Here is a 19,793-nt window from a genome sequence, read left to right as displayed (position 1 = left end):
GTCAAGGCTTACGAGCGGCAAAGGATTCTGCGAGAATCCGGCGCAGCGCGGCCTTACTGGTCTTTCCCACGCCGGTCACCGGGAATTCGGTCACGAACTCCACTCGGTCCGGCACTTTGTAGGCGGCCACTCCCCGCCCGCGAATGTATTTCTTGATGTCGCCGACAGTCGGCGGATCACCCGCCACCACAAGCACGGCGCAGGTCCGCTCGCCGAGATATTCGTCGGGGACGGCGACGACGGCGGCATCGTGTATCGCGGGGTGGGCCAGGAGATGGTTCTCGATCTCCTCGGCGGCCACTTTCTCGCCCCCTCGATTGATCTGGTCCTTGGCCCGGCCCTGCACCACCAGGTATCCGGCCTCGTTCACACTGACCAGGTCACCGGTGCGATAGAAGCCGTCGGCGTCGAATGCGGTGGCGTTGTGTTCGTCCGCACGGTAGTAGCCCCGAATCGTGTACGGACCGCGGGTCAGAAGGTGACCGGTGGATCCCGGTGCAACGGGGTTACCGGCATCGTCGACCACGCGCACCTCGTCGTCCGGCGAGATCGGCCGCCCCTGGGTTCCGACGATCAACTCCTCCGCGTCGTCGAGGCGGGTGTAGTTCACCAGACCTTCGGCCATGCCGAAGACCTGCTGAAGTGTGCAGTCCAGTTCGGTTCGTACCCGTGCCGCTGCCTCCGCACTGAACTTGGCGCCGCCGACACCGAGAACGCGCAGACTCGACAGGTCGTGTTCGGACTTACTCGGCGCCGCCATCCACGCCAGCGCGATCGGTGGCACCAACGACGCGTGGGTGATGCGCTCGCTCTCGATCAAACCGAATGCCGTCGACGGCATCACATCGGGCGCCAGGACGACGGTACCGCCGGCGTGCAGTACACCGAGAATTCCCGGTGAACTCATCGGAAAGTTGTGCGCGGCGGGTAGAACCACCAACATCCTGGTCGACGGGTCCACCTCGCAGATCGGGTTGGACGCCCGCACCGAGTAGAGGTAGTCGGCATGTGTACGCGGAATGAGTTTCGAGACTCCGGTCGTCCCGCCTGAGAGTTGCAGAAACGCAACAGATTCGGCATCCACTGCGGCGGCGTCCAGTGGTTCCGATTCTCGAAGCGAATCGAAGCCGACGAATTCTTCGGCCTCGCCTGCCACGATCACGATCGGCGGCGCCGCGAGCAGCGTTGCGACTTCACGCGCCAGACCGCGATAGTCGAAGCCGCCGTAGTTGTCGGCGACGATGTACGCGGCGACGTCGACGAACTCGCAGAAGTAGCTCACCTCGGTCCGTCGATGAGCGGGCAGTCCGAACACCGGAAGCGCACCCAGTTTCAGCACGGCGAACAGAGCTTCCACGTACTCGACGATGTTGGGAAGCTGGAGTAACACGCGATCGCCCGCCCGGATTCCCAACGCGGCCAAGCCGCCTGCCACGGCAGCGCTCGACCGGTCGAGTTCGGTGTAACTCAGACGAACCGATTCACCCGCCGCGTCACGGCCGACAACCGCCTCCGCATCCGCATACCGGGAAGCGGAGTCCGCGATGAAGTCTGCCAGCGTGTCCTGCGTCCAGTAACCCAGATCTCGATAGCGCTGGGCCAGCACGGGCGGGTACTGCGCTACTGCCGCTAGTGGTTCACGAACGGTACTGGTGCTCATGTGCGCTTGCTTTCCTTCGATCTCGACGCGGGGGTCGGTCAGGCCTTGAGGGTGGCGCCGCCGTCGACGTACAGGGCCTGCATGGTGATGTGGGCTGCCCGGTCCGAGAGCAGAAAGTGAACCGAATCGGCGATATCGGCTGCGGTGGCGAGCTTTCCGAGCGGAATACCCACCCGGTAGGCCTCGAGGTTCCCCGCGATGACACCTTCGGCTCCCGAATCGTCATTCGGGTCCGACCACAACGAACGCTGCATCGAGGTGTCCGTGGATCCGGGTGCGACGACGTTGACCCGGATACCGTCGGCAGCCAGCTCGAGTCCGGCGGTACGTACCAGCATCGTGGCCGCAGCCTTCGACGATCCGTACGCCCCCATTCCGACGCGGGGTACTCCCGCCGCATTGGACGAGACGACGACAATCGACCCGGCGCGCCGCGAGCGCATGTGTTGCCCGACGCTTTGTAGCACGTTGAGAAGTCCGAAGACGTTGACGTCGTAGATGTTCCGCCACGCCTGGGGATCGCTGTCGACTACCGAACCGGTGTCGAGGATTCCTGCAACATGGGCGAGTGCGTCGATGCGACCGAATTTCTTCACGACCGCCGCCGTAGCGGCGTCCACCGCCTCCCGGTCGGTCACGTCCACGACGTGCGTAACCACGTCGACACCCGATACGGCACGCACTTCTGCGGCCGCCCGCTCGAGTTCGGCACCGTCACGGTCGAGAAGCGCCACGGAATACGCGTGCGATGCCAGCGTGCGTGCCACTGCTGCACCGATTCCTGCGGCCGCCCCGGTGATCACGGCTACGGGTGCATCGCTTCGTGCTACGGACACAGCACGCTCACCCATGCTTCGAGTGTCGGATCCTGCGCCAATTCGGAGAAGTCCGCGTCCGCGCCGGCCCCACGCCATCGTTCGACGAGAGTCATCAGCCGCACCGAGTCCAGACCCAGATCACTCAGATCGACGTCCGAGCCGATCTCCTCAGCCTTCAACGACAGGACTTCGGCGACATCCGCCACAATCCGGTCGCTGGTCACGGTGCTAGTCATCGATCTCCTCGTGTCGTGGTCATGGCGGACACCACAAATAAGCCTTTGCTAAGGCTAGCCTTAACCTAGCAGTCGTTCCAGCACTCTCGAAAGGTGACCATGTCCACGATCGCCACGACGGCCGACGGTACTCTCCACTCCCCTCGGTCGACTGTCGACAAGGACGCCCCTTTCCTGCTCTCACGTCCGGAAACATCGGTGCGCACCTCGGGCGTCGCTGCAGAATTCAGCGCCGCCCAGGACGCGATCGACGCGCTTCGGAGCGGTCGCGCGGGTGCCATCGTCGGAGCGCTGCCGTTCGCCGAGAATGCGCCGTGCGCGTTGACGGTTCCCGTCGAATTCACTCGCATTCGCGGTGACTTACGTCACGACGGGGCCGCGCCACTTCCCGCCGCCCGAATCGTCGACACCACTCCGAACCCGGCCGAACACGCCGAGCGGGTTCGCCGCGCGATCACCGCGCTGCAGGCAGGCACACTCGACAAGGTGGTACTGGCACGGTCGCTGACCGTCGGCCTGCAATCTCCACTCTCCCCCACCGACCTGGCACGGCGGCTGATTCAGCTCGACCACTCCCACAACGGTTTCCACGTCGACCTGTCGGCAGCAGGCGGTCGATTCCGGGGCCGGGCACTGGTGGGATCGACACCCGAGGTGTTGATCGAGCGCAAGGGTGACGTCGTGACCTGTCATCCTCTCGCGGGATCCCTCGCCCGCCACCCGAACCCGACGATCGACGCCGCCAATGCGCGCGACCTCGAGGCTTCCGCGAAAGATCGTGCCGAACACGCCTTCGTCGTAGACTCCATCATGTCGATCCTGGGTCCACTGTGCCGATCGATCTCCGCTCCGCATGGTCCGGAACTGCTTCGGACACCGCAACTCTGGCATCTGGGCACCAAAATCGAGGGCGTACTCGCCGATCCTGATCTGACCGCTCTCGAGCTGGCAGTGGCGCTGCATCCGACGCCTGCTGTGTGCGGCACCCCGACCGCTACCGCCCGCAAGCACATCGCCCAGACGGAAGACGACCGCGGCTTCTACGCTGGAGCCGTCGGCTGGTGCGATCGCAGCGGAGACGGCGAGTGGATGGTCGCCATCCGCTGTGCCGAGGTCGCGCCGGACGGCTTGTCGGCGCGGGCCTTCGCCGGTGGCGGTATCGTCGCCACCTCCGATCCGGACGCCGAGGTGAACGAGACCACCACGAAGTTCAAAACCGTTCTTGCAGCATTCGGTCTCACCGGGTAGCAGCTTTCACAATCGCGACGGCGGCAACGGCTCGATTGTGGCGTCAATCGCGGGCCCGATACCTCGATTGGTGCGTAGGTGCACGAACGCCTCCGGCAGAGTGCCGGGGAGACGTTCGAGGGAGTTGAGGTTGACGGAAAGCCAGATCGGGAACTCACCGAATTCGTCTCGCGCCGCCACGTCCCACAGCAAAGCATCACCGTTCTCGCTGTAGGCGAAGACTTCGAGTTGGCCGATGAGCGACCAGTCGCCGTCGGGTTCGAGTGTGAAATCGAAATCCTCGACAAGATTGTCGGCGTAGACGGACTCGAACCGTTCCGTGAGGTTTCGCGCACGACCTTGCCACCCGTCTGCGAAACCTGCTCGTACCGGCGGATACACAAGCCACCCGCCCAGGACTCGCGCCCATCCGAAAGCGGTGACGAAATCCTTGTACGACGGCGGAAAGCCGCCGCCGTCCGTGAATCGGTAATTCTCCAACACGTCGTGGTCCACATGGTGAGTGTTCGGTCTACCCGTCAATTCGAACTCGCTCCACGGATCGAGCGCGCGGCCGGTCATCCTGAACTCCGATCCGAGTAGCCGACGATGTCGGAAGAACAGCACATCACGCGAAACTCCGCATCGGTGCGAGTCGCGGCACCAGTCGTACGTAGATCACCATGCCGACGAGTTCGACGAGAGTCTGCGTCACGACGACCACTGCGGCAAGCGCATATGCGGGTGGAAGTGCCAGAGCCAACGGAAGAACGACGAGAGAATTGCGGGTGGCACCGGAGAAGATCAGTGCCCTCGTCGCCGGCACTTCCAACTGTGCGACTCTGCCGACACCCAATCCGACAAAGGCCATGATCGCCAGGAAACCGGCGAAAACGGGAATGACTCCGACCAGTGAATGCAGCTGTGTGCGAACGGATTCTATCTGCGAGGCGACCACCACCGCGAGCGTCGCCATCATCAGCGGAACCATTGCCGACGCCATCACGTCCAACACGATGCGTCCTACCGCGTACCTGCGCGACGCAGCCTGCGTGACGGCGGCAAGGACGAGCGGAACCACGATCAGCAGAAGAAAGGCCTCGACGAACGGGGCTATGTCGATGACATCGGCGAGGTCGGATCCGACGAACAACCACAGATACACCGGCAGGAGCACCATCTGCAGCAACATGAGTACGGGCGCGGCGGCCAGCAGACGTTCGGATGCGGCCCCGGCCAGGCCGCTGAAGACGATCACGTAGTCGATGCACGGCGCGAGCAGCACCAGCAGAACACCGAGCAGAACCGCGCGGTCTTCCGTGACGAACCGCGAGAGGGCGAACACCACGATCGGAACCAGAACGAAGTTGAGGCCGAGCAGCGCGACCAGGAATCTTCCGTCCTTCGCCGACTGTCGCATCGACGAGAACGGAACCGCCAGGAACGTCGCGTAGAGCAACGCGATGAGGACGGGATTGACGGCGTGTTCGAAACCCGGTGCCGTTGCGGGTGCGAGGATCCCCACCAACCCGCCGACCAGCAGAGCGAGTAGGTACAGCACGATCTGGTGGCGTTCGAGCGCGCCGAAGAGGCGGGCGATGCTTGATGCAGTCATAATTCGGCGGTGACGTCTCTTTCGGTTCACATTGTGCGTGCTACTTCGACAACGCTAACTGTCTGCATCGACGGGTACCGCCGGAGGTGGCACGTATGTGTCGCCGCTGTCGGACGTCTCGCCGGTGGGTCGAGTACCTCACCCGCCGTCTGCGATGCTCGGACGCGCGGACCGACTCACGCGATCGGCCTCGAGAATCCTCGGAACACTCCGTCGCTGCCGACGTTGTCGGCGAAGTCGTCGAAATCCATGTTCGCGATCGACAAGTTCGCTTCGATCCCGAACACCATTGCTCGTCGAGGTGCGGATCTTCCAGTTCCATCCAGTCGTCGCCGAGTCGCCACGCCGATGCGATTCCGATCTCCGCATCGATGACGTAGGTTGTTCGATCCGCCGCATACGGATCGCGGAAAGTCACCTCCCAGCCCCGCCGCCCACGGATCTCGACCGATCGAGGCTCCGACGCGTCCACCAGACGAGGCGGCGGGTGGCCTTCTGCCAACTGGGGCGGCCAGAACTGGTGCGCCTCGAACAGGACCGCCGGAGAACCGACGACGAGTTCGATCGTGAACGGCGACTTGACCGAGTGCAACATGATGCCGTCGATCGCACGACGATACTTGTCCGTCGCATTCTCGATGTACAGCACTTGACCGGACTCGTCCTCGATGCGCCATCGAGTGGTCGGCGAGTACCACACCGTCTGGCGTGACCCGTCCGGACGACACATCACCCCTCGCAAGGTGCGACCGATCGTGCTGTAGTTCAGACCTCGAACCTGCGCCCAGGACTTCGACATGGAGCCAACATATCCGACACGCCACACAACAAGCCGGTACGGCCGACAGGACTTCACCCAGGCCGAAGGGCGATCACGAGTTCGATGCGTTGACGGCCACTGCCGTCCTCTGGCACTGCGACCTGGCGAACGGCACCGTGTTCCAGCCTCAGCCCCTCGAGGTGTGCCCGTTCCACGATCGCGATATGAGCGGCTTCGCCACCGACATCTTGCGAATCGGTGTCGCCGTCCGGTACTTCGAGGGTCACGAAGAGTTCGTCGCGCACCGGCAGGACCCCTGACTCGACAACCCAGCCGGGAATCTCGATCGGGTGGACGGGGATGTCGTCGACGGGTAGACAGAACACCACCTCGACGACGTCCGACTCGGCAGTGTGACGCAATGTGGTCCACCACGGTCCGGTGACGGCGTGGCCGGCCTCGGTCAACGACATCTGGAGTCTGGCCAACGGGGCGTCGACCTCGCCGAGTTCGAGACTGTAGATCCGATGGACGACCCCTGTCCATGATTGAGCGGGACCGGAGCGACGCCGCACGACGAAGTCCCGTCCGAGTGAGGCCATCAGCGAAACGCCCTGGGTCGCAGCGTGGTCCTGACGTGCTCGCTCCTGCGCAACCAGATGTCGATGCCGATCGACTGCCGAATCCGCACCGTCGGGGTTGTCCAACACCTCGGCCAGGGTGTCGAGCGGAAGACCGATATCGCGGAGCGCCCGAATGCTCACGGCGCGGCGCAGTTGGGTCGGCGAATACATGCGGTAACCGGCACTGGTGGCCGATGCCGGTTCCAGCAGGTCGATGTCGTCGTAGTGACGGAGAGCCTTCACCGTCAAACCGGAAGCAAGAGCGAATTCTCCGATACGCATCATCTGGGCGCGACTCCTCGTAATCGTGGACAGGTGCCTTTCATTCTCGAGCCTCCGGTAACGGGAGTGTCAAGTCGCATCGCGCCCGGCTCACGCGAGCCATTGGTCCCTCAGCGGAAGCGGCGGAAATGACCTTCGCGTTCGCCCACGCATCCTCACACGACTGTGCACCACGTCTCACCCTGCATATTTGTCGATTGGTCCTCGCAAGAAAAGCCGGACGTCCAGTAGTCTTTGGGTACAAGGTCACTACTAGTCCCCCCGGCAGCGGAGGACTAAATACCCGCCAAGGAACTAGACGTGCTTCGGAAGCGTAGCTACTTTCGCCCCATTACCTCGGTTGTCGGCGCGTGCGTCGTGTTCTGCGGAGTCGCCGGAGCCACCGCGAGCGCCGAGACCTCACGTGCCTTCGAGAACCTGTGCACCCCGACCGATCCGGGACTGGAAGAACTGTCCGGCATGGCGGTGATCGGGACGTCGATCTACGGGATCGGAGACAGCGGTTCCGACGATCGTGTCGCGGAATTGGATTCGAACTGCCAGGTGCGCCGATGGATTCCCGTCGGAACTCCCCGCATCGATGTCGAGGACATGGCATCCACCGAGGACGGTCGTCTCTGGCTGGCGGACATCGGCGACAACACCGCTGTTCGCACGAACATCGCTCTGATCGGGCTGGACCCGCAGACCGGGGCCACCTCGACGCATTCGCTGACCTACCCGGACCGTGCCCACGACGCCGAGGCGCTTCTCCTGCAGAAGGACGGCCTGCCGATCGTCGTCACCAAGGACTACATGGGTAACAGCGGAATCTACACGCCCCGAAATCGGGAAACCGTGTACGAACTGGGTACCGGCGCCCCGACCCCACTGGCCAAGGTCGGCACACTGACCATGACTCCGACCCGCACGACGGGCGGACCGATCCCCTACGCCGGAACCATGGCGATCACCGGCGGCGCTGTCAGCAAGGACGGCAAGGTCGTGGCCCTGCGCACCTACACCGACGTCTACATCTACTTCGCCCCGGACGGCGACGTCGTGAAAGCGCTGAAGACGACGCCGGTTCGGGTACCGGCACCGGACGAGCCGCAGGGTGAAGCAATCGCCTTCACCGACGAGGGAGATCTGTTGAGCGGATCCGAGCAACTCCGTGGACCGCTTCCTCCCGTCCGTGTGCTGCGCGACGCCACCGGCACCGTCCAGATACGAACACCGATCACGGCCTTCGGGGCACTCGGACCGTGAACTGACCGGCATTGCGAGCCGACGAAGCGACCGGCACCATGGTACCGGTCGCTTCTTCGGTCCCGACTACTTTCCGCGCGTACGTCGCTCCAGTTCCACTGCCCGACGCATGGTTTCACGCGCCCGGCCCCGATCTCCGGCGTAGTCGTACGCGCGGGCGAGGCGAAAGTTCTGTTTCCAGTTGTCCGGGTCCGACTCCCAATCCACTTTGATCTCGGCGAACAACTCGTCCGCAGCCGCTCGTTCTATCCGCCCCGACGGCATTTTCGGCAGCGCTGACGCGTCGACCGCCAGACCTTCGTCGAATATCTGCTGAGCCAGCCGCTGGTGGGTGAAACCTGCTCGGAGGGTGGCGATCACGAGCCACAATCCGAGGAAGGGCAGGATCAGTACGCCGATGCCGAGACCGATCGCAGCCCCGCCACCGTCCTGGATCAGCTGAATTCCGCGTTGCCCGAGAAGTACGAAGTACACCGCAAGCGCGATGCAGATCGCAACGATCAACGCGAGAGTCCGCGTGGTCTTGTTCACAGGTCGAGGAGTGAATCGATGCCGACGGTCAAGCCCGGCCGCGACCCGATCTGACGAACTCCGAGCAAGACGCCGGGCGCGAAGGAGTTCCGGTCGATGGAGTCGTGACGAATCGTGAGAGTCTCACCCTGGGTGCCGAGAATCACTTCCTGATGCGCGACCAGGCCGGACATGCGTACCGAGTGCACACGGACCCCGTCGACGTCCGCTCCTCGGGCACCCTCGAGTTCGGTGGTGGTGGCGTCAGGGCTGAGCCCGACGCCCGCCGCAGCACGGGCCTCGGCGATCAGCGACGCCGTCCGATAGGCGGTTCCCGACGGTGCGTCCGCCTTGTTCGGGTGGTGCAGTTCTATGACCTCGACCGAATCGAAGTAGCGAGCGGCAGCAGCGGAGAACCGCATCATCAGCACCGCGCCGATGGCGAAGTTCGGTGCGATGAGCACACCGGTTGCCGGCTGGTCGTCCAACCACGACCGCACCGTCGCAAGTCGGTCGTCGTCGAAGCCGGTGGTGCCGATCACCGCGTGAATACCGTTGGCCACCAAGAACTCCAGGTTGCCCATGACGACGTCCGGATGAGTGAAGTCCACGACCACCTGGGTGCGGGTGTCGACGAACGTCTCGATGCGGTCACCGGTGTCCACCCGAGCGACCAGTTCGAGATCTGCGGCAGCCTCGACTGCCTCGCAGATCGCCTGACCGACCTTGCCCTTGGCTCCCAGAACCCCGACCCTGATGGGTGCTGCACTCACGTCTTCCACGCTCCGTCCGATGGATTGTTTGAGGTCGAGCCTACGCAATCAGGCAGATCGGCTCACCATCAGTCGGGTCGGAGATTCGTCACCACTGGCACACTGGAGCCGGTGAGCATCCGCCCCGACCCCGAAACATCGTCCGGCCTTCGCCCTGTCGAGCTGGCGACCGGTGCTGTCATGGCCGGTTTCACCGTCGCCCTGTCCGTCATCGCCACCGTCGTCCCGCTGGCGAGTGCACTGAACCTCGTTGCCGCCGTCCCCATGGGGATCGTCGCCCAACGATTTCGGATTCGCGCGGTAATCGCATCGGGAGTGGCAGCCACCGCCGTCGCTTTCGTCGCCGCAGGCACCGGGTCGGCGAGCACGGTCGCCCTCTGCGCGTTGCTCGGCGGCATGATCGGTGCGGTCAAACGACACGGACTCGGGTTCGTCTCCGCACTGACTGCCTCCCTGATCGTGGGGCCCGCACTGGCTCTGCTCTCCGTAGCGATCCTCTGGATACTCGAGCCGCTGCGGACGCTGATGTTGAACACCCTCGAGAACACTGCTCGCGGCGTGTCCGCGCTCCTCAAACGTTCCCCGGCTCTGGTCGGAGCCGCCGAATGGATCGAAACCAGTGTCGGAACAGCCGTCCACTACTGGTGGGCGTGGGTGGCAGGTTCCGTCGCCCTGGGAATCGTGATCAGCACCGTCGTATCGTATTTCGTCCTCGGCGCGGTTCTGGATCGGTTGGCGGCGCTCCCCTCGTCCGATCCACTCGAGTCCGACGCCGATTCTCGCCCGGTCGACCCGCTGCCGCTGACCCTCGAGAACGCGGGTTTCACCTACCCCGGCGCGCCCACTCCCGCACTGACGAACATCGACCTCACCGTGGATCGAGGCGAATTCGTCGCCGTCGTCGGCCACAACGGTTCCGGTAAGTCGACATTGACCCGACTGCTCGCTGGTCGCCGGCCCACCACCGGCAGCGTGGTTCGTCCCGGTTCGGCCGGGCTGGGTCGTCACGGCGGAACTGCCGTCGTACTCCAGCGACCCGAAAGTCAGATCCTCGGAACCCGAGTAGCGGACGACGTCGTCTGGGGTCTGCCCCCGGACTCGGTTCCCGACGTCGACGCCCTTCTCACCGAGGTCGGTCTGGGCGGAATGGGAATGCGTGAGACGTCGTCACTGTCCGGAGGTGAGATGCAGCGACTCGCCGTGGCCGGCGCACTCGCCCGGCGCCCGGCACTACTGATCGCCGACGAAGCAACCGCCATGGTCGACCGGGCCGGCCGCGAGGAACTGGTCACCCTCCTCGCGGACTTGCCCCGACGGCATCCGATGGCGGTCGTGCTCGTCACACACCATCATTGCGACACCCGCGGCGCGGACCGCGTCGTCCAACTCCACCAGGGGACTCGGATCGAGCACCAACCGTCGTGGATGACGTCGGCGTACGCCGCGCCCGCCCGCCGGCCCTGGCCCGTCTCTACGCGACCCGTCCTCGAACTGGCCGATGTGTCGCACACCTACAACCATCGAACGCCCTGGGCGCGGCAGGCCCTGTCCGGCGTGAATCTGACCGTCAACGAAGGCGACGGCATACTCGTCCTCGGCGGCAACGGCTCGGGCAAGTCCACACTCGCCTGGGTGATGGCAGGTCTGACAACTCCCAGCCACGGCACCGCCCTGTACGAGGGCACTCCGATCGCCAAGCAGATCGGCGAAGTCGGGCTGACGTTCCAACACTCCCGACTACAGCTGCAACGACGGACCGTAGCCGAGGACATCGAGGCCGCGGGCGGTCCGGAAATCGGGTCGCTGCAAGTGTCGTGGGCGCTCGACGCCGTCGGACTGGACCGACACCTGGCCGGCCGGAGCATCGATCAGCTCAGTGGTGGCCAGATGCGCCGAGTGGTTCTCGCCGGCCTCCTGGTACGCAAACCCCGACTACTGATCCTCGACGAACCCTTGGCCGGACTCGACCCACCGGGCCGGCAGGAGATCATGAACGTCGTGTCCTGGATCAGACGTAGCGGCACCGCCGTCGTCGTCATCTCCCACGACGTCGACGGGATGGACGCCGTGTGCAGTACCACCGTCGAACTGTCCGCAGGCTCGATCGTCGACCGCGGAGCGCAGGCCGCTCCGGCAAGGACCATGTCATGACCACTCTTCTGCGAGAAGTCCCGACCACGTCGCCGATTCACCGGTTGTGGGCCGGAACCAAGATCATCGCCGTCGTCGTCGTCAGCCTCGTGATGGTGATCGCGCCGTCATGGCCGGCGATCGGCGTCGTGGTGACACTGCTGGTCGTGACCGCGGCGATCGGACGCATCCCACCCACCGCCCTGCCCCGCCCACCGTGGTGGTTGTGGCTGCTACTGCTCGGCGGTGCGCTGATCAACGTACCGATCGGGTTGGACGCGGTGTACATCTACCTGCGCACCGTCGCCTTCGCACTGATCTTGCTGTGCGCGTCGCTGATGCTCGCGTGGACCACCTCCATGAGTGACGTGGCACCGGCGCTCGCGAGCCTGTGCCGACCCCTTCGGCTGATCAAGTTGCCGGTGGACGAGTGGGCCGTCTCCGCCGCGCTCTGCGTTCGGTCGCTGCCGTTGCTGATCGACGAAATGCTCACCTTGGTGGCAGCGCGCAGGCTACGCCCCAAAGCGGTCGTTCACAGTGCGGCGGACAACTCGATCATCGACCTGGTGACGACCACGATGTCGGTGGCCATCCGCCGCTCCGCCGAGATGGGCGAAGCCATCTCGGCGCGCGGTGGAATCGGAATGATCGCAGCGAAACCGAAAAGGCCGGGGAGCGCCGACGTGCTCGCCCTGACGGTGGTCGTACTGGCAGGCGCAGGCGCCATCGCCTCGACGATACTGCTGCGCTGACCTCACGGCACCCGGTGTGTCCATGATTCGGTACTGAACTTCGTCTCCACCAAGGTGCGGGCCTCGTCGAGTTCGGCTTCGGTGTAGTCGCTGTCACGGGTGTCGTACTGGGCCCGGAAGTGATTCGCAAACGACTCCAGGATGGCTTCCCTCGTCATGCCCGTCTGGGATCGCAGTGGGTCCACTCGCTTGGCCGCGCTCTTGGTTCCCTTGTCCGACATCTTTTCTCGGCCGATGCGCAAGACCTGCGTCATCTTCTCCGCATCGATGTCGTAGGCCATGGTCACGTGATGAAGCACCGTGCCGGAAACGAACCGCTTCTGCGCTGCACCGGCGATCTTGCCCTTGTCCGACGCGATGTCGTTGAGCGGGACGTACCGTGCATTGATCCCCACCTCGGAGAGTGCCCCCATCACCCACTGGTCGAGAAAAGCGTACGACTGCTCGAAACTCAAACCCTCCACCAACGACCCCGGCACCACCAGCGAGTAGGTGATGCAGTTGCCCGGTTCCATGAACATCGCTCCGCCGCCGGAGATTCGGCGTACGACCCCGATACCGTGCCGCTCGGCGGCGGCGGAGTCCACCTCGTTTCGCACCGACTGGAACGAGCCGATCACCACCAGCGGTGAGTCCCAGTCCCAGAACCGCAGGGTGGGCGGACGCTCCCCCGCAGCCACCTCACGCGCGATGACCTCGTCCAACGCGACGTGCATCGCCGGGTCGAGCACAACCGGCGAGATCAGATCGAAGGTATGATCCGCCCAACTCGTCGCATGCCCGAGCGCGCGCCGAACGGCGATGCCCACCGACTGCGCCGTGAATCCGATCAGCGACACCGAATCGTCGAGCGCGCCGATAATGGCGTGTGCCAACTGATCTGCGTCCGCGTCGGCGGACATGCCCGTCACCGCCGCATTGATATCGCCCAGAGCACTGTCGGGTTCGAGGAAGAAATCTCCCGAGACCGTCACACGGGCCAACCGACCGTCCTCGACCTCCACGTCCACTGCAACGAGTTTGCCACCAGGAACCTTGTATTCTCCACGCATCCGACCAGCCTATCCCCGTGAGAGCACCGGCAGCTCGCGTCAGCTCGGTAATGGAGACAGAGATCGCAGATCGTTGACAAGGTGCGCCGCACACTACGTGTCGGGGCGATATCCACCACCGGTACCGACGATGACGCTCGCCTCCACTTGGCGTTTCACCAATGGCGCAGAACGGCGACAGTGTTCCACGCCGGACAGATCCGCGCCAAGACCTCCTGACTGACGTCTCGGAAATCCACGAAGCCGACACCGCGGAAATGTCCGCTGGCGCGCGTACATCGTTCGGCGCGAAGCTCGTTCATCCGTCGAACGTAGCCGCTGAAGAAAATCGGCTGCTACCCGCACGATGCGTGGGTAGCAGCCGATTCTGCCCCCTGTCCGGGGGTGCACTGTGGTCCTATCGAGCGGCAGTGGTGGTGATCGTGGTGGTGGTGGCTGCGGTCGTCGTCGGCGTCGCGTCCACGCTCGGCGCCGGTGACTGCGTGGCAGTGGGGGTCACTTCAGCCGCTCCCGTCGACGGGAGCGGAGCATCTTCGGTAGCAGTATCCGCTCCCGACTCGGGAACCTGAGCGGAATCACCCGGTGCCACCGCGGATTCGGGCGAATTGTTGTTCGGTGCGGCAGGACCCTGCTCGGTGACTGCGGCGGCACTCGACGAGGCGGCGTCCGTGGTGATCGTGTCCTCGGCCATGTAAGCAGCGACAGCGGTTGTCAGCTGCGCAGGCGTCGGCTTCGCCGTGGTATCGACGGGCTTGCCTTCCTTCGCCTGCTGGGCGAGATAGGTCAGCCAGGCGGCCGCGTACTGAGCCGACGTCAACGGTTTTCCGTTGGCAGCGTCGGAGTCGATCCAGTAGTCGAAGTGGTGTCCGGTACCGGGTGCGAGTGTCTTGTCGTACGGATCGCTCATGATGACGGGAATCGTGTTCTGGTTGGTGGCGATCAAACCGACGATTTCCTTGAAGAGCTTCTGCGGCAAGTACGCCAGCGGAGAGACCTTTTCGGCTGCAATGGTATCGCCGACCGCCACCGGGGCAGGCTTGGCATCGCCCGGCTTGTACGACGGGTCGGACACCTTCAACAAGACCGAGAGGAAGGTCTCGTCACTCTGCATCCAGGTGGGATTCGCCGAGATGTCCTGGAATGCGGCGATCGCGATCCGGCTGAGCACGACGGCGACGTCCTGGCCGGTGGCCGGCGTCAGGCCCTGGGATTCGATCTGATCGACGTTGATCTGGCGACCGACGTTCGCAGCCAGGATCAGAAGCGAAATGTTGCTCGGCGCGGAGCAGGTGAGGTCGCCGTCCGAGCAGAAGGAGGCCACCTTGCCGTTCAACTTCCCGAAACCACCTGCGGTGTCGGGAAGTACGCCCTGGCCCGGGGTGACGGCAGTGCCGGTTTGATATTTGCGGTCGAAGTTGTCCGGGTTCGTCAGCGGATTGTCGGCACCGAGGAACGTGCCGTCGCCGGCTTGGCGTCCGGCGTCCGCCAGGAGAACCACACCGACGACCTTGTCCGGGTCCACACCGAACTCGGTGCCCGTCTGGCCGCCGATGCCCAGCGCTACACGGCGAACGACATCCGCGCCTTCGCTGTAGCCGACTATCGAAAACCGGGTCTTCGGGCAGGCTTTCGCGATGGCAGTCATCACGGCCTGAGTGTTTGCCGCGCCGGTGTTGACCGCATCTTCGTACGTCGCCATATTGGCGGGATACGCAATGTACACCGCTGCATACGATCCGGGCTTGCCGTCGTTGACGGCCCCGGCCGGGTTGATGACCTGATCGACACGATCGCTCTTGTAGTCCCCGGACAGTGCGGCAGGCAACGGCTTACCGTCCGCGCCGACCAGCATCTTCACCGTCGCCGGATCAGGAGTGTCGTGCCGACCGGCCACCGCGATGCTGACCATGTCGTGGCATTCGGTAACCGACGCCGTCAACTCGGCCTCCACGGTGCTCGACTTCGGGGCATCGACCGCGATGGCCACGGCCACCAGTGCGGCCACACCGAGCACGGCAGGCGCAGCCGCGCCCGCAAGTAATCGATGTCGAGAAAGGAACCCGCGAACCGTCATGTCTTCTCCTCAATCCCAGCTTCGGAAAACGTACGACCGACCCCCGGGGCGTCACGCAACGTCATCCGGATAGTCGCCCACGACTCCGGCAGCGTTACAGCACATGAGGATTTCGGGTACTTCCCCGGCAGACCGCCGGCGGCAGCGGTCGTACGATCGAGGCTTGTGGAGCTACTTTCCGACGATTCCCCGCACGGAAGCAGGCAGATCACGTACCCGCTTGTACGGCCCCACGACAGCCGCCGCGAAGGGACGCGTCAGCAGCATCTGCGCCACCTCGAGCACCTCCTCGGACGTGACCGCGTCGATGGTCGACAGTGTTTGCGCCACACTGCGATGGTTGCCGTAGTTCAGTTCACTTCGGCCGATCCGGTTCATTCGCGAGCCGGAATCCTCCAACGCCAGCACCAATCCCCCACGCAAGGAACCCTTGGCGCGAGCGACCTCGGCGTCGGTGATGCCGTCACTGGCCACCTTTGCGAGAACCTCACGAATCACCGTGGCGACCTCGCCCAGGTTTTCCGGCTGGCAGCCGGCGTAGACCGAGAACGCTCCGGTGTCCGCGAACGTGTCGACACCCGAGTACACCGAGTACGCGAGCCCACGCTTTTCCCGGATCTCCTGGAACAGACGAGAACTCAGGCCGCCGCCGACGGCGGCGTTGAGCACCGACAGCGCCCAGCGGTGACCTTGGTGGCGTCCGAAGGCTCGAACGCCGAGCGCCAGATGCACCTGCTCGCTGTCTCGGTTCGTCAGGCTCAACTCCGGCATGGTCCGCAGACGCAGCGTCCCCTCACGCCGGGGTGCCGGTTTGACCCCACGCTCGAGGTGACCGGAAAAAGCTCGCCTGGCCAATGCCACCACCTGCTTGTGATCGACGTTTCCGGCGACCGCGAGGACCATCCGTTGCGGTGTGTACCGTCGGACGTGGAACGAATGCAACTGCGTTCGCGTCATCTCCTCGATCGACTCGACGCTCCCGATGATCGGCCGACCCACCGGGTGGTCACCGAAGAGCGCGGTCAAGAACGCGTCGCCCAGTAGATCCTCGGGATCGTCGTCACGCATGGCGATCTCTTCGAGCACCACCTGCCGCTCCACGTCCACGTCCGCGCTGCGGCACCTGCCGCGCAGGACTACGTCCGCGACCAGATCGACGGCCATTGCCAGGTCCTCGTCGATGACATGGGCGTAGAAGCACGTGTGCTCCTTGGAGGTGAACGCATTCAGCTCACCGCCCACGCCGTCCATCACCTGCGCGATGTCCAGTGCGGTACGCGACGGCGTCGACTTGAACAGCAGGTGTTCGAGGAAATGGGCCGCACCGGCCACACTCGGTTGTTCGTCCCGCGAGCCGACGCCCACCCAGACGCCGACGGAGGCCGAGCGCACACCGGGAATGAATTCGGTGACGACACGAAGTCCGCCAGGCAGGACGGTTCGCAACACTCCGGATTCGGGCGTGAGCCCGTCGACCGGGGACTTCAGGGCAGCATTACGGCTGCGGGGATTCTCGACAGTGGTCTTTGCCATGAAACGGGTCAGCAGTCCTCGGTAACAGGTGAAGTTCGGGTACGGAATTCGGTTGCCCACTGAAAATGTGGTGCCTACAGACAGTACAGATGCGGCCCCGCACGGAAATCCGCGCGGGGCCGCATCACCGGCGAAGTGGCGATACTACTCGGCGGCGGCCGGAGCAGCAGCCTCGTCGTTGCCCTCTTCCACCGGGATCAGCGAGATCTTGCCGCGCGCGTCGATATCGGCGATCTCGACGCGGATCTTGGATCCGACGTTGACCACGTCTTCGACCTTGGCGATGCGCTTGCCGCTGCCCAGCTTCGAGATGTGCACCAAACCGTCACGGCCCGGCAGGAGCGAGACGAAGGCGCCGAAGGCCGTGGTCTTGACGACCGTGCCCAGGAACCGCTCGCCGACCTTGGGGAGCTGCGGATTGGCAATGGCGTTGATCAGGTCGATCGCGGCCTGTGCAGACGGTCCGTCGGTGGCGCCGACGAACACGGTGCCGTCGTCCTCGATGGAGATGTTGGCACCGGTCTGCTCGGTGATGGAGTTGATCATCTTGCCCTTGGGGCCGATGACCTCACCGATCTTGTCGACCGGGACCTTGATGGCCGTCACGCGGGGAGCGAAGGGGCTCATGTCGTCCGGGCTGTCGATGGCCTCGGCCATGACCTCGAGGATCGTGGTTCGGGCGTCCTTGGCCTGCGACAGTGCGCCGGCGAGAACCTGCGACGGGATGCCGTCGAGCTTCGTGTCCAGCTGCAGCGCCGTGACGAAGTCCTTGGTACCGGCAACCTTGAAGTCCATGTCGCCGAAGGCATCTTCAGCGCCGAGGATGTCGGTCAGTGCGACGTAACGGGTTTCACCGTCGACCTGGTCGGAGACCAGACCCATCGCGATGCCGGCAACCGGAGCGCGCAGCGGCACACCGGCATTGAGCAGTGCGAGCGTCGAAGCACACACCGAACCCATCGAGGTGGAGCCGTTGGAGCTGAGCGCCTCCGAGACCTGGCGGATCGCGTACGGGAATTCCTCGACGGACGGCAGCACCGGCACGAGTGCCCGCTCGGCGAGCGCGCCGTGGCCGATTTCGCGACGCTTCGGCGAACCGACACGACCCGTTTCACCGGTGGAGTACGGCGGGAAGTTGTAATGATGCATGTAGCGCTTGCTGGTCTCGGGGCCGAGCGAGTCCACCTGCTGAGCCATCTTCACCATGTCGAGGGTGGTCACACCCAGGATCTGGGTCTCGCCGCGCTCGAACAGAGCGGAGCCGTGCGCACGCGGGATGATCGCGACCTCGGCGGACAGCGAACGGATGTCCGTCACGCCGCGGCCGTCGATGCGGAACTGATCGCGCAGGATGCGTCGGCGGACCAACTTCTTGGTGAGCGAACGGAACGCTGCTCCGAGTTCCTTCTCACGACCCTCGAAGTTCGGGGCGACCTGCTCGAGGACCTCGACCTTGATTTCGTCGGTCTTGTCGTCGCGCTCCTGCTTGCCGGCGATGGACAGTGCGGCATCGAGCTTTTCGGATGCTGCGGCCTCGACGGCAGCGAAGACGTCGTCCTGGTATGCCGGGAAGACCGGGTAGTCGCCCGTGGGCTTGGCTGCCTTGGACGCCAACGCAGCCTGCGCGGCGCACAGACTCGCGATGAACGGCTTGGCGGCTTCGAGACCCTCGGCGACGATGGCCTCGGTCGGTGCCTGAGCGCCGTCGGCGATCTTGGCGATCACGCTCTCGGTTGCCTCGGCCTCGACCATCATGATGGCAACGTCACCGGTCTCGGTGACACGGCCGGCGACGACCATGTCGAAGACCGCGTTCTCGAGCTGCGTCACGGTCGGGAACGCAACCCACTGGCCACGCTTGTTCTCGTCACTGGTGATGAGCGCAACGCGCACACCACCGACAGGGCCGGAGAACGGCAGGCCGGCGATCTGCGTCGACGCGGATGCGGCGTTGATGGCCACCACGTCGTACAGGTCCTGCGGGTTGAGGCTCATGACCGTGACGACGACCTGGATCTCGTTACGGAGTCCGTCGACGAACGACGGGCGCAGCGGCCGGTCGATCAGGCGGCAGGTCAAGATCGCGTCGGTGGAGGGACGGCCCTCGCGACGGAAGAACGAGCCGGGGATACGGCCCGCGGCGTACATGCGCTCCTCGACGTCCACCGTCAGGGGGAAGAAGTCGAAGTGCTCCTTGGGGTGCTTGCTGGCGCTCGTGGCGGACAGCAGCATGGTCTCGTCGTCCAGGTAGGCGACGACGGCGCCGGCAGCCTGCTGCGCGAGGCGACCGGTCTCGAAACGAATGGTGCGGGTGCCGAAGGACCCGTTGTCGATCACGGCGGTGGATTCGAACACGCCTTCGTCGACCTCTACTACGGAGTCGACCTCTACTACGGAATTCGCTGTCATCTTCTTCTCTTCACTTCCCTCTCGTCTTCGCCGTACCCGCGCGGGCGTCCCCACCCTCCTGGTGGAAACTGCGCACCGAGGGACGTCCCCC

General features: G+C 64.6%; 18 protein-coding genes. 4 read left to right on the top strand and 14 right to left on the bottom strand.

Translation table 11 applies throughout. The features are described from left to right. Window position 1: 1 nt before the first annotated feature. The 3 genes from ABH922_RS08015 to ABH922_RS08005 are packed head-to-tail and all read right to left on the bottom strand — an operon-like array spanning window position 2 to window position 2,714. Window positions 2–1,660: a (2,3-dihydroxybenzoyl)adenylate synthase gene (locus ABH922_RS08015; protein WP_424806407.1), complete on the bottom strand. Its 1,659-nt coding sequence runs from the start codon at window positions 1,658–1,660 to the stop codon at window positions 2–4. A 38-nt stretch (window positions 1,661–1,698) separates the two neighbouring features. Then, window positions 1,699–2,511 carry a 2,3-dihydro-2,3-dihydroxybenzoate dehydrogenase gene (locus ABH922_RS08010; RefSeq protein ID WP_424806406.1) on the bottom strand — a complete coding sequence of 271 codons (813 nt, stop codon included), beginning with the start codon at window positions 2,509–2,511 and terminating at the stop codon, window positions 1,699–1,701. After that, window positions 2,487–2,714, bottom strand: coding sequence for a phosphopantetheine-binding protein (locus ABH922_RS08005; protein ID WP_424806405.1), 228 nt, complete (start codon window positions 2,712–2,714; stop codon window positions 2,487–2,489). Before ABH922_RS08005 ends, ABH922_RS08010 begins: the two co-directional genes overlap by 25 nt. Before the next feature lie 99 nt (window positions 2,715–2,813). Here ABH922_RS08005 and ABH922_RS08000 point away from each other — a divergent pair, with 99 nt between their 5' ends. Next, entirely contained in the window at window positions 2,814–3,962 is a 1,149-nt protein-coding gene (locus ABH922_RS08000; RefSeq protein WP_424809607.1) for an isochorismate synthase, read from the top strand. 6 nt (window positions 3,963–3,968) lie between these two features. On the opposite strand, the gene ABH922_RS07995 is transcribed toward ABH922_RS08000, so the two are convergent. The 4 genes from ABH922_RS07995 to ABH922_RS07980 all read right to left on the bottom strand — a co-directional run bounded on the left by ABH922_RS07995 (window position 3,969) and on the right by ABH922_RS07980 (window position 7,224). Further along, on the bottom strand, window positions 3,969–4,523 hold the full coding sequence (locus ABH922_RS07995) for a hypothetical protein (RefSeq protein ID WP_424806404.1): 555 nt from the start codon (window positions 4,521–4,523) through the stop codon (window positions 3,969–3,971). A gap of 46 nt (window positions 4,524–4,569) precedes the next feature. Further along, window positions 4,570–5,556, bottom strand: coding sequence for an arsenic resistance protein (locus tag ABH922_RS07990; protein ID WP_424806403.1), 987 nt, complete (start codon window positions 5,554–5,556; stop codon window positions 4,570–4,572). A gap of 176 nt (window positions 5,557–5,732) precedes the next feature. After that, complete coding sequence (locus ABH922_RS07985; protein ID WP_424809606.1) at window positions 5,733–5,807, bottom strand: hypothetical protein; 75 nt, start codon at window positions 5,805–5,807, stop codon at window positions 5,733–5,735. 601 nt (window positions 5,808–6,408) lie between these two features. Then, the gene (locus ABH922_RS07980; RefSeq protein WP_424806402.1) at window positions 6,409–7,224 is read right to left on the bottom strand and encodes a MerR family transcriptional regulator; all 816 of its coding nucleotides are present in this window, start codon (window positions 7,222–7,224) and stop codon (window positions 6,409–6,411) included. Window positions 7,225–7,521: 297 nt separating this feature from the next. Here ABH922_RS07980 and ABH922_RS07975 point away from each other — a divergent pair, with 297 nt between their 5' ends. Continuing rightward, complete coding sequence (locus ABH922_RS07975; RefSeq protein ID WP_424806401.1) at window positions 7,522–8,469, top strand: hypothetical protein; 948 nt, start codon at window positions 7,522–7,524, stop codon at window positions 8,467–8,469. A 66-nt stretch (window positions 8,470–8,535) separates the two neighbouring features. Here ABH922_RS07975 and ABH922_RS07970 read toward each other — a convergent pair whose 3' ends face one another. Beyond that, the gene (locus ABH922_RS07970) at window positions 8,536–9,000 is read right to left on the bottom strand and encodes a hypothetical protein (RefSeq protein WP_424806400.1); all 465 of its coding nucleotides are present in this window, start codon (window positions 8,998–9,000) and stop codon (window positions 8,536–8,538) included. Further along, window positions 8,997–9,761, bottom strand: a complete 765-nt coding sequence (dapB, locus tag ABH922_RS07965) for a 4-hydroxy-tetrahydrodipicolinate reductase (protein ID WP_424806399.1) — start codon at window positions 9,759–9,761, stop codon at window positions 8,997–8,999. The genes ABH922_RS07970 and dapB overlap by 4 nt, the downstream gene beginning before the upstream one ends. A gap of 171 nt (window positions 9,762–9,932) precedes the next feature. Here dapB and ABH922_RS07960 point away from each other — a divergent pair, with 171 nt between their 5' ends. Together ABH922_RS07960 and ABH922_RS07955 are read left to right on the top strand one after the other, a co-directional pair. After that, window positions 9,933–11,903 (top strand): ATP-binding cassette domain-containing protein, encoded by a 1,971-nt coding sequence (locus tag ABH922_RS07960; protein WP_424809605.1) that lies wholly within the window; start codon window positions 9,933–9,935, stop codon window positions 11,901–11,903. After that, window positions 11,900–12,634 carry a CbiQ family ECF transporter T component gene (locus tag ABH922_RS07955; protein WP_424806398.1) on the top strand — a complete coding sequence of 245 codons (735 nt, stop codon included), beginning with the start codon at window positions 11,900–11,902 and terminating at the stop codon, window positions 12,632–12,634. Before ABH922_RS07960 ends, ABH922_RS07955 begins: the two co-directional genes overlap by 4 nt. Before the next feature lie 2 nt (window positions 12,635–12,636). Here the strand turns inward: ABH922_RS07955 and ABH922_RS07950 are convergent, their stop codons facing one another. The 5 genes from ABH922_RS07950 to ABH922_RS07930 all read right to left on the bottom strand — a co-directional run bounded on the left by ABH922_RS07950 (window position 12,637) and on the right by ABH922_RS07930 (window position 19,702). Continuing rightward, window positions 12,637–13,686: a lipoate--protein ligase family protein gene (locus ABH922_RS07950; protein ID WP_424806397.1), complete on the bottom strand. Its 1,050-nt coding sequence runs from the start codon at window positions 13,684–13,686 to the stop codon at window positions 12,637–12,639. Between the two features lie 155 nt (window positions 13,687–13,841). Continuing rightward, window positions 13,842–13,988 carry a hypothetical protein gene (locus ABH922_RS07945; protein WP_424806396.1) on the bottom strand — a complete coding sequence of 49 codons (147 nt, stop codon included), beginning with the start codon at window positions 13,986–13,988 and terminating at the stop codon, window positions 13,842–13,844. 95 nt (window positions 13,989–14,083) lie between these two features. Beyond that, entirely contained in the window at window positions 14,084–15,760 is a 1,677-nt protein-coding gene (locus ABH922_RS07940) for a cutinase family protein (protein WP_424806395.1), read from the bottom strand. Between the two features lie 171 nt (window positions 15,761–15,931). Further along, window positions 15,932–17,293, bottom strand: a complete 1,362-nt coding sequence (locus ABH922_RS07935) for a M16 family metallopeptidase (RefSeq protein ID WP_424806394.1) — start codon at window positions 17,291–17,293, stop codon at window positions 15,932–15,934. Between the two features lie 144 nt (window positions 17,294–17,437). Further along, window positions 17,438–19,702, bottom strand: coding sequence for a polyribonucleotide nucleotidyltransferase (locus ABH922_RS07930; RefSeq protein ID WP_424806393.1), 2,265 nt, complete (start codon window positions 19,700–19,702; stop codon window positions 17,438–17,440). Window positions 19,703–19,793 lie beyond the last annotated feature (91 nt).

The sequence above is a fragment of the Rhodococcus sp. 27YEA15 genome (genome assembly GCF_049739425.1).
GTDB lineage: Bacteria > Actinomycetota > Actinomycetes > Mycobacteriales > Mycobacteriaceae > Rhodococcus_F.
This window is presented reverse-complemented; position numbering and strand designations above follow the sequence as displayed.